Annotated in this window: 14 protein-coding genes and 1 pseudogene; 10 read left to right on the top strand and 5 right to left on the bottom strand. The window is 73.5% G+C overall.

What is annotated here, in order from left to right:
- Positions 1–21: 21 nt before the first annotated feature.
- The 5 genes from ACZ52R_RS03915 to ACZ52R_RS03935 all read left to right on the top strand — a co-directional run bounded on the left by ACZ52R_RS03915 (position 22) and on the right by ACZ52R_RS03935 (position 5338).
- Positions 22–1128: a CbiQ family ECF transporter T component gene (locus tag ACZ52R_RS03915; protein ID WP_465752658.1), complete on the top strand. Its 1107-nt coding sequence runs from the start codon at positions 22–24 to the stop codon at positions 1126–1128.
- A complete protein-coding gene (locus ACZ52R_RS03920; protein ID WP_465752660.1) occupies positions 1125–2741 on the top strand; it encodes an ABC transporter ATP-binding protein in 1617 nt (538 codons plus the stop codon). Before ACZ52R_RS03915 ends, ACZ52R_RS03920 begins: the two co-directional genes overlap by 4 nt.
- A 50-nt stretch (positions 2742–2791) precedes the next feature.
- Positions 2792–3652, top strand: a complete 861-nt coding sequence (locus tag ACZ52R_RS03925; RefSeq protein ID WP_465752662.1) for an ECF transporter S component — start codon at positions 2792–2794, stop codon at positions 3650–3652.
- Positions 3653–3716: 64 nt separating this feature from the next.
- Positions 3717–4703: an RICIN domain-containing protein gene (locus ACZ52R_RS03930; RefSeq protein ID WP_465623660.1), complete on the top strand. Its 987-nt coding sequence runs from the start codon at positions 3717–3719 to the stop codon at positions 4701–4703.
- A 44-nt stretch (positions 4704–4747) separates the two neighbouring features.
- Positions 4748–5338: a hypothetical protein gene (locus ACZ52R_RS03935; RefSeq protein ID WP_465662799.1), complete on the top strand. Its 591-nt coding sequence runs from the start codon at positions 4748–4750 to the stop codon at positions 5336–5338.
- Here the strand turns inward: ACZ52R_RS03935 and ACZ52R_RS03940 are convergent.
- A complete protein-coding gene (locus ACZ52R_RS03940; RefSeq protein ID WP_465752664.1) occupies positions 5279–6331 on the bottom strand; it encodes a helix-turn-helix domain-containing protein in 1053 nt (350 codons plus the stop codon). The genes ACZ52R_RS03935 and ACZ52R_RS03940 overlap by 60 nt on opposite strands.
- 92 nt (positions 6332–6423) lie before the next feature.
- Between ACZ52R_RS03940 and ACZ52R_RS03945 the strand changes: the two genes are divergently transcribed.
- Positions 6424–6975, top strand: coding sequence for a hypothetical protein (locus ACZ52R_RS03945; protein ID WP_465752666.1), 552 nt, complete (start codon positions 6424–6426; stop codon positions 6973–6975).
- A 91-nt stretch (positions 6976–7066) separates the two neighbouring features.
- Entirely contained in the window at positions 7067–7462 is a 396-nt protein-coding gene (locus ACZ52R_RS03950) for a VOC family protein (protein ID WP_465623667.1), read from the top strand.
- A gap of 26 nt (positions 7463–7488) precedes the next feature.
- On the opposite strand, the gene ACZ52R_RS03955 is transcribed toward ACZ52R_RS03950, so the two are convergent.
- Positions 7489–8886, bottom strand: a complete 1398-nt coding sequence (locus ACZ52R_RS03955) for an MFS transporter (protein WP_465752668.1) — start codon at positions 8884–8886, stop codon at positions 7489–7491.
- Between the two features lie 191 nt (positions 8887–9077).
- Here ACZ52R_RS03955 and ACZ52R_RS03960 point away from each other — a divergent pair, with 191 nt between their 5' ends.
- Positions 9078–9956, top strand: coding sequence for a LysR family transcriptional regulator (locus ACZ52R_RS03960; protein ID WP_396287793.1), 879 nt, complete (start codon positions 9078–9080; stop codon positions 9954–9956).
- Positions 9957–10053: 97 nt separating this feature from the next.
- Here the strand turns inward: ACZ52R_RS03960 and ACZ52R_RS03965 are convergent, their stop codons facing one another.
- Together ACZ52R_RS03965 and ACZ52R_RS03970 are read right to left on the bottom strand one after the other, a co-directional pair.
- Positions 10054–10377: an antibiotic biosynthesis monooxygenase family protein gene (locus ACZ52R_RS03965; protein WP_360492796.1), complete on the bottom strand. Its 324-nt coding sequence runs from the start codon at positions 10375–10377 to the stop codon at positions 10054–10056.
- A 102-nt stretch (positions 10378–10479) separates the two neighbouring features.
- Positions 10480–10890 (bottom strand): cupin domain-containing protein, encoded by a 411-nt coding sequence (locus ACZ52R_RS03970; RefSeq protein ID WP_465752670.1) that lies wholly within the window; start codon positions 10888–10890, stop codon positions 10480–10482.
- Between the two features lie 47 nt (positions 10891–10937).
- Here ACZ52R_RS03970 and ACZ52R_RS03975 point away from each other — a divergent pair, with 47 nt between their 5' ends.
- Entirely contained in the window at positions 10938–11429 is a 492-nt protein-coding gene (locus tag ACZ52R_RS03975) for a MarR family winged helix-turn-helix transcriptional regulator (protein WP_465752672.1), read from the top strand.
- 58 nt (positions 11430–11487) lie between these two features.
- Positions 11488–11613: pseudogene (locus ACZ52R_RS03980) on the top strand (helix-turn-helix transcriptional regulator); the annotation flags it as partial.
- A 21-nt stretch (positions 11614–11634) separates the two neighbouring features.
- On the opposite strand, the gene ACZ52R_RS03985 reads toward ACZ52R_RS03980, so the two are convergent.
- Entirely contained in the window at positions 11635–12111 is a 477-nt protein-coding gene (locus ACZ52R_RS03985; protein ID WP_360492805.1) for a CYTH domain-containing protein, read from the bottom strand.
- Positions 12112–12305 lie beyond the last annotated feature (194 nt).

Genomic DNA, 12305 nt, shown 5'->3' on the forward strand with positions numbered 1-12305 from the left:
GCACCCCTCCAGGAAGTCCCCGTGAGCAGCACCCCCCGCAGCACCCGACCGCCCACCGGCCCCCGCCAACTGCACCCCGGGGCCTGGTGGTTGTGGGCGCTCGGACTGGGCGCGGCGGCGACCCGCACCACCAACCCGGCGATCCTTCTGCTGCTCGCCACCGTCGCCGGGTACGTGGTCGCGGCCCGGCGCGGCGACGCGCCCTGGTCGCGGTCGTACGGGGCCTTCCTGCGGCTGGGCCTGCTGGTGCTCGGCATCCGGCTGGTGTTCGCCGTCTTCCTCGGCTCGCCGATCCCCGGTACCCATGTGCTGTTCACGCTGCCCGAAGTGCCGCTGCCCACCTGGGCGCAGGGTGTGCGGATCGGCGGCCCGGTGACCGTCGAGGGCCTGCTCGCGGCGCTGTACGACGGGCTGCGCCTGGCCACCCTGCTGGTCTGCGTCGGCGCCGCCAACTCCCTGGCCAGCCCGGCCCGGCTGCTGCGCACCCTGCCCGGCGCGCTCTACGAGGCGGGCGTGGCGGTGGTGGTGGCGATGACCTTCGCGCCGAACCTGGTCGCGGACGTCCGCCGGCTGCGCGCCGCGCGGCGGCTGCGCGGCCGTACGGACCGGGGCGTCGCGGCCGTGCTGAGTGTCGGACTGCCGGTGCTGGAGGGCGCGTTGGAGCGGTCCGTCGCGCTGGCAGCCGCGATGGACACCCGGGGGTTCGGCCGCACCGCCGACGTCCCGCGCCGGCTCGCCCGGACCGCGGCGGCGCTCACCCTGGCCGGGCTGCTCGGGGTCTGCCTGGCCGCGTACGGGCTGCTGACCGCCGGAGGTGCCGGCTGGGCGCTGCCCGTGCTGCTGCTCGGCCTGGCCGCCGCCTTCGCCGGGTTGCTGCTCGGTAGCCGACGATCCGTCAGAACCCGTTACCGGCCGGATCCTTGGGCGCTGCCCGAGTGGCTGACCGCCGGTTCGGGCGCCGCCGTGGCCGCCCTCACCACCTACCTGGCCGCGCATGACCCCGTCGCCTTCGCCCCCATCGTCGTCCCGCCGACCGTTCCCCCACTGCCGCTGGCCGCCGTCCTGGCCGTCCTGCTCGGCCTGGTGCCGGCGTTCGCCGCCCCGACCCCGCCCCGGAGGGCATCGTGATCACCTTCGAGCAGGTCTCCGTCCGGTACGAGGACTCCGCCGCGCCCGCCCTGGACGGCGTCGACCTCACCGTCCCCGAGGGCGAACTCTGCCTACTGGTGGGCCCGTCGGGCTCCGGCAAGTCCACCCTGCTGGGGACGGTCAGCGGCCTGGTGCCGCACTTCACCGGCGGTGTCCTGCACGGCCGGGTCACCGTCGGCGGCCGGGACACCCGCGAGCACCGGCCGCGCGAACTCGCCGACCTGGTCGGCACGGTGGGGCAGGACCCGCTGGCGCACTTCGTCACCGACACCGTGGAGGACGAACTCGCCTACGGCATGGAGTCGTTGGGCCTGCCGGGCGACGTGATGCGCCGCCGGGTCGAGGAGACCCTCGACCTGCTCGGCCTCGCCGACCTGCGCGACCGGGCGCTGGGCTCCCTCTCCGGCGGCCAGCAGCAGCGCGTCGCGATCGGCTCCGTACTCACCGTGCACCCGCGGGTGCTGGTCCTGGACGAGCCCACCTCGGCCCTCGACCCCGGCGCGGCCGAGGAAGTCCTGGCCGTCCTGCAGCGGCTGGTCCACGACCTCGGCACCACCGTCCTGATGGCCGAACACCGGCTGGAACGGGTCGTCCAGTACGCCGACCAGGTACTGCTGCTGACCCCGGGCGCGCCCCCGGTCCTGGGCGAGCCCGCCCAGGTGATGGCGCACTCGCCGGTGCACCCGCCCGTCGTCGGCCTCGGCCGGCTCGCCGGCTGGCGCCCACTGCCGCTGTCGGTGCGCGACGCACGGCGCAAGGCGGCGGCGCTGCGAGAGCGCCTCGACGGCCGCGCGCCGTCCGCTGCCGGTGTCACCACCGGCTCCCCCCTTGCCGTTTCGGACCGTCTCGCCGTGCGACGCGGCCCCGTCCAGGCCCTGCGCGGCGTGGATCTCTCCCTCCACCCCGGCGAGATCACCGCCCTGATGGGCCGCAACGGCGCCGGCAAGTCCACCCTGCTGGGCGCCCTGGTCGGCCTGCACGCCCCCGCCTCCGGCAGCGTCCGGGTCGGCGGCCGCACCCCGCACCGCACCCGGCCCGCCGAACTGATCCGCCAGGTCGGCCTCGTCCCGCAGGACCCGCGCGATCTGCTGTACGGCGAGTCGGTCGCCGCCGAGTGCGCGGCGGCCGACGCCGACGCGGGCGCCGAGCCCGGCACCTGCCGCGCCCTCGTCGAACGCCTGCTGCCCGGCATCGCCGACGCCGCGCACCCGCGCGACCTCTCCGAGGGCCAGCGGCTCACCCTCGCCCTCGCCGTCGTCCTCACCGCCCGACCCCCGCTGCTGCTCCTGGACGAGCCGACCCGCGGCCTCGACTACGCCGCCAAGGCCCGGCTGGTGGAGATCCTGCGCGGCCTCGCCGTCGAGGGCCACGCGGTCCTGCTGGCGACGCACGACGTCGAACTGGCCGCCGAACTCGCCCACCGCACGGTGATCCTGGCCGAGGGCGAGATCGTCGCCGACGGGCCGACGGCGGAGGTCGTGGTCTCCTCCCCCGCCTTCGCCCCGCAGGTCGCCAAGGTGCTGGCGCCGGGGCCGTGGCTCACCGTGGGGCAGGTCGCGGCGGCGATCGGCGCGGAGGCGAACGGCGCATGAACCGTCCGGCCCCCGATCGGCGCATGGTCCGTCCAGCCTCCGATCCGCGCATGAACCGTCCGACCTCCGAGCGGCGCATGAACCGTCCGGTCCCTCTCGGCCGCCGGTCCGTCGCGGCACTGTCGTTGACCTCGCTGGTCGGCGTCGCCGCCTTCGGCTGGCCGCTGCTCGCCTCCACCAAGTCGGCGCTGGTCGGCCACTCCACCGACGCGCCATGGCTGTTCGCACTGCTCCTGCCCCTGCTGCTCGCCGTCGTCATCGCGCAGATCTCCGAGGGCCGCTCGGCGGGCGGCGGCGCGCCCGGGCTGGACGCCAAGTCCGTCGCGCTGCTCGGCGTCCTGGCCGCGGCGGGCGCGGCCCTGCGCCCGCTCGGCGCGGGCACGGCCGGGCTGGAGCCGATGTTCTTCCTGATGGTGCTCTCCGGGCGGGTGCTCGGCCCCGGATTCGGCTTCGTCCTGGGCTCGTTGTCGATGTTCGCCTCCGCGCTGCTGACGGGCGGGGTCGGGCCGTGGCTGCCGTTCCAGATGCTGGCGATGGGCTGGGTCTGCCTCGGCGCGGGGCTGCTGCCGGGCGCCGCTTCGTTGCGCGGCCGCCGCGAACTGCTGCTGCTCGCCGGGTACGGGGCGGTGTCGGCCGTGCTGTACGGCACCATCATGAACCTGCAGGGCTGGCCGTACATCGGCGGCCTGGCCGGCTCCATCTCCTTCGTCCCCGGCGACTCTCTGCCCGCCAACCTGGTCCGCTTCGCCGCCTACTGCCTCACCACCTCGCTGGGTTGGGACCTGCCGCGCGCCGTGCTGACCGTCGTCCTGTGCCTCGCCCTCGGCACCCCGGTGCTGCGCGCCCTGCGCCGGGCGACCCGGCGGGCCGCCTTCGACGCGCCCGTCGTGTTCCGGCCGCCGGAAGGGTGAACCGCCGTTCCCCTGGCGTGCCGTGCGCCCGTGGCGCCCCCGTTCGTCCACGATCATCGCGAGCGTGATCCGAACCCTCGCCCGTACGACGACCATCGCCGCGACGACCCTCACCCTCGCCGCCGCCCTCGCCTCCCCCGCCGCGGCCGTCACCTTCATCGGCCGCGACGTCCCCACCACCGCCACCATCGCGCCCGGCCGGACCGGCGCCGTGCCGTGGACGTACCAGAACACCGGCGGCGCGGGGCTGCTCCCGCCGTCCGGCATGACCGCCGTCTTCACCGCCCCGGGGAACACCACCTTCCCGGCGCAGTCCACCGTCCCCACGCAGTACAGCAGCGACGGGTCCTCGTGGGCCTCCAACAACGTCGGCCTGCGGGGATGCGCGCAGAGCAACGGCAACCGCACCCTCACCTGCGAGGGCTACGGCCTCAACGGCGGCAACAGCGGCTGGCCGTCCAACGGCTACTTCCGCTTCTCCCCGCTGGTGACCGTCAACCCGTCCGCGCCGTCGGACACCACGCTCCCGCGCGGCAACGGCACCTTCCGCTATACCAACCCCGGCAGCACCACCGAGTACACCATCACCGACGGCACCCTCACCGTCGCCACCCCACCCCGGGTGACGACCGGCAAGTGCCTGGACGTCGGCAGCACCCGCTACAACGCCGACAACGTCCGGGTGTGGGACTGCCTCGACCACACCAACCAGCGCTTCGTCCTGGACGACGGGAGGGTGAAGGTCGCCGACACCGTCGGTACGGCGCAGGAGATGTGCCTCGACGCCGACTACACCGGTGTGAACGGCGACGTCGTCCGCATCTGGGCGTGCGAGTACAGCCAGGCCGCCAGCGCCAACCAGACCTGGCTGCTGCGTCGCGGCGCGCTCGTCCTGCAGCGGACGGTCGGCAGCGGCGAGGAGATGTGCGTCGACGTCGGGTCGTCCCGCACCAACGGCGACAACGTCTTCCTGTACGGCTGCGACGTCACCAACCCCAACCAGAGGTTCGTGGTGGACCGCGGCTCGATCGAGGTCCGCGACACGCTCTGAGTAGGGTGAACGCCTGTACGCCACCGCAGAACGGAGTCCCCCGCGTGTCCGACGAGGAAGAGTCGCCCTGGACCGTCGCAGTCTGCCCGGTCACGCTCGAACTGGCCGAGCAGATCGCCGAGATGGTGGAACTCGACTGGGAGGACCCCGAGATCACCGAGAAGGCCATGGTGAGCGCCGGCTGGCGCTCGACCGGCGACTACCTCGGCGAGTTCAACGAGAAGGCGTACACGCCCGCCGGACACCTCGTGTACGGCGACGACCGCCTCGCCATGCCGTTCGCGTACGAGTACTGGATTCACCCCGACGGGGCGTGGACGGAGGACTTCTGGGCGGAGCAGCCCGGCTGGCGGAGCCTCGTCGATCCGCCGGCCGGTACGTTTGGCACCCGACTGGACGCCGTGGCCGAGCAGTTCACCGCACTGCTCGGCCCGCCCGATGAGGACGTGACGCACGAAGGCTACCGCTGGCGATACCGGATCTGGCGCCGGGGAGGCAGCATCCTGGTCGTCGCGCCGGGCCTCGACGGCTTCTCCTACTCACAGTTCGAGCACGCCTACGTCCAGATCCGCCCGCTACCGGCGGACGCACCGCTCCCGCCCGTCACCGAGCTTCCGGGCTTCCTGACCTGGTGAACACCGGCCGCACCTCTGCCCGGCACTCGCGACGGGCCGCCCGCACATCCCACCCCGCCCGGAGCACTCATGTCGGCGCGGCCTGTCCGCCGTCATCGGTGCCGCCGGAACAGCCGGCACTTTCGCCAACCGCCCCGCCAGGATCGCCCCCACGCTGTGCGTGACCGTCTGCGGCAGGGGCGCGGCCAGAATCCCCGCCAGCGCTTCTCTCGTCCAGCCACCCGCGAGCAGCCCCTCCACCCGCGCGGCCTGGTCGGACAGCGGCTTCCCCGCCAACGCCATCCGGGGCTCCCGGCGCCCGAGGTCCAGCAGCAGGGCCATGCCGGCCGTCAACTTCTCGGAGGGACGGACGGAAGGTTCTTTCACGTCCTTGACCTTCGGTTCCTTGGAAGGGCTTCCCGCGTTCCCGCCGCCTGCCGCCCCAGCTCCAGGCACCCCGGCGGCCGGGGGAACGGGAAGCGGCGGCACGGTGTGAACCGCCTTCCCCACCACCGGCTGCTCGTGGACCGAAACGTCCGTCCGCACCTGCCCGGTGACGGGATCCCGCTGCGTCCGCCGGACGTAGTGCCCGGCCGCTTCCAGCTCCCGCAGCGCCCGGGCCACGGTCGCCCGCCCCTCCAGGCTCTTCGCCGCGAGCGTGCGAACGTCCTCCCGCGCCCCATCCGGCAGGCTGAGCAGATAGCCCAGGATGCCGCGCGCCGCCCAACTCAGCGAGTGCTTACGGACGACGTGGCCGTTGTCGAGGATCGTGTACCCGGGGTCATGCTTGGGGATACGATGAATCTGCATTCGGGAGTCTCCTGCTCCTGGTGCCATACCCCGGGGTGTTGGTAGCACCGCCGGGGCTTTCTCTTGCGCAGTGTTCACCGTATCGCCCTGACAGAACGTCAATCCTTGACTCCCGTCACCCATTCGGGCGGCGCACGCGCACACCACCCGGCGCGAACATCCAGAGCCCCAAGCCGACGCTCGGTCAGCCCGCGAGAGCGCCATCCAGATACCGCTGCACCGGCTCGAAGAGCCTGGTGGGCTGATGAGAACGGGCCCTCCTCCTGGGCCGTGCGCCTCATGACATGGTGGTGACCATGAGCAAGGACCAGGGTGCCCTGATGCGGCAGTACCTGGAAGCCGAGATCGCCCGACTGAGCGCGGTCATCGGGATCAAGGGCTCCGATATGCCTGGCTTCGTGCAGCGTGACGGCGCCCGGCCGTTCATGGTCGTCGCCGAGGACGGCGCACTGCGCTACCTCGCCGTCGAGCGAGGGCAACTGGTCCACGAACAGACGACCCGCGACCCCGCCGAACTGCTGTACTGGGCATTCAGCAGCGCCACATACAGGCTCGCCAGCCGATGGGCGCTAAAGCACCCCCGAGAAGACGAAGAGCAGAGGGTGACCCGGTGGGGGCGCGCGGAACACAGTCCCGCCGGCCGGGCCCGCGCTGCCCGGCGCGGACCTGGGCCCGGTCAGAGCGAGTACGTCACCATGACCAGCCACCGCGCCTTCGGCCGGATCAGCGACGCCCTGCCCGATCTCGCCGGCGGCCATCTCTCCAATGTCGCGCCCCTGGCGGACAACGGGGCGCTGTCCAGGAGTTCAACTGCTCCGTGCCGGACGGGGAGTTCCCCGCCTGGCTGAACAGGTCCTGGAGCCCTCCGCCGAGCGGCGTAGGGCCGGTGGGTCCTACGCCTGATCCTCGACTGGGCGGCACCGGCCTACCGTGATCCGCATGGAGATTCCCGAGCAGTACAAGTACGGCGTCATCCCGCACATCTTGGTCGACGGGGCTGCCGAGGCGATCGACTTCTACGGCGCCGCGTTCGGGGCGTCCGAGCTGTTCCGGCTCGAGGGTGAGGGTGGGCGGATCGTGCACGCCGAGATCAAGGTGCAGGGCGCCACGCTCATGCTCGGTGACGCGGAGGCCCCGTTCGCACCGCCCGGCGCCGGCGCTCCGTCCGTCATCCTGCACGTCTACGTCCCGGACGTGGACGGGCTGACCGCCCAGGCCGTTGCGGCGGGCGCCGAACTCCTCACTCCCCCGGCCGACATGCCGTACGGTGCCCGGCAGTCGATGCTCCGCGACCCGTTCGGCCACGTGTGGATCTTCCTCACGCCTCTCGCGTGATTCCTGGTCAGCCGCCAGTGCATCGGTCACCGGCGGCTGCGCAGCACCGTGAGCGCCGCCGCCGCGCACACCGCCGCCGGGAGCAGCATCGCTGCCGCGAGCGCGCCGCCACCGCCGACGGCAGCTCCGCCACCGACGAACGCGCCCGTCACCGCCACCCCCAGCGTCGCGCCGACCTGCCGTACGGCGTTGAGCAGGCCGCCCGCCGTACCCGCGCTGCCCTCGGGCGCGGTGGTGACGACGGCGGTGACCAGCGCGGGCAGCGCGAAGGAGACCCCGAATCCGGCCGCCAGCAGGCCCACGGCGAGCAGCCAGTACGGCGTGCCGAGCAGCACCGCCCCCGCGAACACCGCGCAGCCCGTCGACAGCAGCGCCAGCCCGCCGAGCACCGGCCGCCACGGGCCGACCTTGGCGACGATCCGTCCGGTGAGCAGCGGGTTGAAGCCCGGCGGCAGCGTCATCGGCAGGAACGCCACCCCGGCCAGCGTCGGCGACAGCCTCAGCTCCCCTTGCAGCAGTAGCGGCAGCACGAACAGCACGCCCAGCATGGCGAAGTTCACGGCCCCGCCCGCCAGCAGCACCGCACCCATGCCGCGTGCCCGCAGCACGTCGGTCGGGATGGCGGGCGCGGGGCTGCGCCGCTCGCGCCGGGCGAAGGCGATGCCGGCCGCCGCCGCGCCCGCCCCCGACCAGGCCGCGTGCGACCACGCGGTGTCGCCGAGCGCGATCAGCGCGTCGGTGAACAGTGCGAGGGTCGCGCAGGCGGCCAGCTGGGCCGGCCAGTCGATGCGCCGCTCGCCGCGCGGGCAGTGCACCGCCCGTCCGGCGACCAGGGCGAGGACCAGCGCTGCCAGCGGGACGTTGACCAGGAACACCGCCCGCCACCCGGCGAGGTCGACCAGCGCGCCGCCGACCATCGGCCCGAAGGCCATCGCGCAGCCGCTGACCGCCGCCCACACGGCGACTGCCCGGGCCCGTGCCCCCGGCTCCGGGTGGAGGCGGGTGATCAGCGCCATGCTCGCCGGGACGCAGGCCGCCGCCGCGACGCCCAGCACGGCGCGCAGCAGCACCAGTGTCCGGATGTCCGGCGCGAGCGCGCTGAGCAGCGAGCCCACTCCGAAGGCGGCGATGCCGAAGCGGAAGGCCCGGTGGGCGCCGTAGCAGTCGGCGGCGGCACCGGCCGACAGCAGCAGCGCCCCGAAGGTGACGCTGTAGCCGGTGACGGCCCACTGCAGTCCGGCGGTCGAACTGCCCAGTGAGGCCGCCAGATCGGGTTCGGCGACGGAGAGCACGGTGGTGTCGAGCAGCACCATGAAATAGCCGAGGGCGATGCCGAGCAGGGCCCGCGATCGGGCGGGTGCAGGTGGGGCGGTCAGGGCTGGTAGGACGGGCGGGACGGCGGGCGGGACGGCGGGGGCAGTCATCGAGAGGTCTCCTGATCGACGGGTGGAACGGCCGCCCACTCTGGCCGCGCCACCGCCGTCCGTTCGACCGCCGGAGCCTCACGCACCGTTCGGATTTTCCGAACGCCCCGGTACGGCTCCGTGCCCGCACCCGTACGCTGTCCCGCAACACGGACGGGACACGCGAGGACGTTCGGGAGTCGGGGATACCAGTGGAACTACGTCAGTTGCGCGTCTTCGAGGCCGTCGTCGCCCACCGCACCGTCACCGGCGCGGCCGTGGCGCTCGGCCTCGCCCCGTCCTCCGTCTCGGAGCAGATCCGCACGCTGGAGCGCAGTCTCGGCACCGACCTGTTCGAGCGGGCCCCGCGTGGCATGACCCTCACCCCGGCCGGGGAGCGGCTGCTGCCGTGGTCCCGGCGGCTGCTCGACCAGGCCGAGCAGGCGCGCCGGGAGGTGGTCACCGCCCGAGCCCGGCTGCGGCTCGGCGCGCTGGAGACCATCGCGGCCACCCACGTGCCCACCGTTCTGGCCCGCCTCGCCGAGCGCCGGCCCGACCTGGAGATATCCCTGCACACCGACAGCGCCCGGGACGGCCTGCTCGGCGGGGTCGCGGCCGGTGCGCTGGAGGCGGCGCTGATCCTGGACACGGCCGGCGCGCTCGGCGAACTCGGTTTCTACCTGCCGCCGGCCCCGCTCGACCACGTCGACCTGCAGGACGTCCCGCTCGTCCTGGTCGCCGCCCCCACCGACCCGCTGGCCGGCGCCACCGCTCTCACCCGGGAGAACCTGCGCGGCCGGCGCCTCCTCGTCAACACCCCGGCCTGCTCCTTCTTCCTCGCCGGGGAACGCCTGCTCGGCCACGACGTCGACCGCGTCCGCACCGGCGGCGTCGCCGTCACCCGCGCCTGCGCCGAACAGGGCCTCGGCATCGCCCTCCTGCCCGAGTTCGCCGTCCACGAGCAACTCGCCGCCGGCACCCTGATCCGCCTCCCCCTCGATCCCCCGCCACTCCACCTCCGCCTCGTCTGGCGCGCCGACCGCGAATCCGTCCCGGGCCTGCGCGAAGTCCTCTACGCCGCCTCGGCGTGAACCCGCCTCAGCAGCGCCCGGGGTCGCCGAGGTCGCCCGGACAGCCTCGCGCCCCGGGGCCCGTCGAGCCCCGGGGCGCGCAACTGCCGTACGAATGTCAGCCCTTGGGCCCGGCCGACTGGACGACCTCGAAGGACCACAGGGTGGAGCCGGAGGCGGCGGGGCGCTTGGGGGCCTCGCCCTCGCCACCGCCCTGGTGGGCCGACTTCATCGGGCCCTCCATCCAGGCCTGGAAGTCCTCCTCGCTGCGCCAGCGGGTGTAGACGAGGTACTCGTCGGTGCCCTCGACCGGGCGGAGGAGTTCGAACCACTCGAAGCCGTCCGAGTTCTCCACTGCGCCGGCGCGGGAGGCGAAGCGCTGTTCCAGCACCTCGCGCTGCTCGGCGGGCACCGTCAGAACGTTGATCTTGACGACGGACATGCCGCTCCTTACTGGTCCGCCGGGGCCTCGGGTGCGGCCGCCGGCTCGGTCACTGCCAGCAGTCTGCTACACCTCACGCCGGGCGGGCCCGCGTGCCGCGGTTCAGGCGATCCACGCCGGGAGGATGCGTTCGGCGTCGCGGGGGGCGGCGGCGCAGGCGCCTTCGGGGGTGATGGCGTCGGGGTTGTAGGCGCGGGAGGGGGAGGTGGAGGCGACGATGGCGGTGAAGCCCTCGGTGGTGGTGATGCGGCGGGCGGTGTCGGCAGGGAGGACGAGGGTGTCGCCGGCGGTGAGGGTGTGGTGCTCGCCCGCCAGGTCCGCCGTGGCGGAGCCGGCGAGGAAGGTCCAGATCTGTTCGGCTTCCATGGCGTGCAGCGGGCCCTGGCTGTCGGGCCGCATCTCGACCTGCCACAGGGCCAGGGTGGTCGAGCCCTGGGTGGGTGAGGCGAAGGTGGTCATGGCGGCGTTCGGGGTCTCGGTCCGGCGGGCGTCGGTTCGGCGGATCACAGACATGGTGATGGACTCCCCTAAGATGGTCAATGACATTGTCTATATGGTCAATGAGGTTGTCTATCGTGTCAAGTGAACCGGCCCCGCCCGGCTTCGAGCTGCCGCTGCGGCTGCTCCTCGCCTTCCGGACGATCATCGACGAACTGCACGAGCGCATCGCCCGCGAAGGGCACCCGGACCTGCGGCCGATGCACGGCTTCGTCTTCCAGGCGATCGGCCCGCACGGCACCACCGCCGTCGAACTCGGCCGCCGCCTCGGCGTCTCCAAGCAGGCGGCGGGCAAGACCATCGACAACCTGGAGCAGCTCGGCTACGTCGAGCGCGGCAGCGACCCGGCCGACGCCCGCCGCAAGGTGGTCCGGCTCACCGACCGGGGCGTGGACTGCCTGGTCCGCTCGGCCCGGATCTTCGACGAGCTGCGCACCGAGTGGTCCGCCACCCTGGGTGAGGAGCAGCTCCGCCAGGTCGAGGACGGCCTGCGCCGGCTCGCCCCCGGCGACCCGTTCCGCCTCGACACCCCCCGCTGGTTCGGCGCGCCATGAGATCGCGGGTACGCGCAACAACCGGCCCACGGTGGCGTACGTCCGCTGGCTGGCCGGGCTGGGCGGCGAGGTGCGCACGGCCCGCCGGTCGGCGACGGAGCTGATGGAGCGGCTGGGCGCCCGCAGCCGGTTCGAGTTCGGCGTGCGGGCGGTCCAGCGTGGCCGGCTGCCCTCGGAGGCCTGACCGGCCTCCCGGATAGAGCAGTCAGGCCTCCGAGGGCAGCCCGCGCGTCGCGAGGGTCTGGTTCTTGTACGCCTTGACGCCCGTGATCTCGGCGCCGAACCAGTCCGGCGGGCTGAAGGCCTCCGCCTCGGCCTCCGAGCCGAACTCCACCTCGGCGGTCCGCAGCCCGGCCAACTCGCCCTGGTAGACGTCGGCGTGAACCGTGACGCCGGCCGACTCGAAGGTGTACCGGTCCTTGACCAGCTGGGCACCGGCGGTGGCCGGCCAGAGCTCGGTGAACTCCTCCTCGCCGAGCTCGCGTTCCACCTCGACCCGCACCGGAGAGCCGGCCTTCCCGCGCTTGACGCCGAGGACGCAGCTGCCGCCGATCCGGCGCAGCCGCACCTCCGTCCCGTCGTCCTTGATCGCGATGTAGCCCTGCTCGATGTGCTGCCGCACCGCGGTCTCCGGCGGCTCGAAGGAGCCCAGCAGGAACTTGCGCTCGATCTCGAGTGGCATGCCGCACCCTCTCGACGGAATTCCCCCGGCAGCCGACGCGACCGGGACCGGTAGGCGACGATACGTCACCCGATCACGCCTCGCCGCTCCACCGGACCACCTCCACGGCCCCACGGACCCACAGGCCGCACGGCCACACACCGCACGACCCCACGACCGCACGGCCACACGACCGCACGGCCACACGGCCACAC

Source organism: Kitasatospora sp. NPDC034023 (assembly GCF_055575795.1).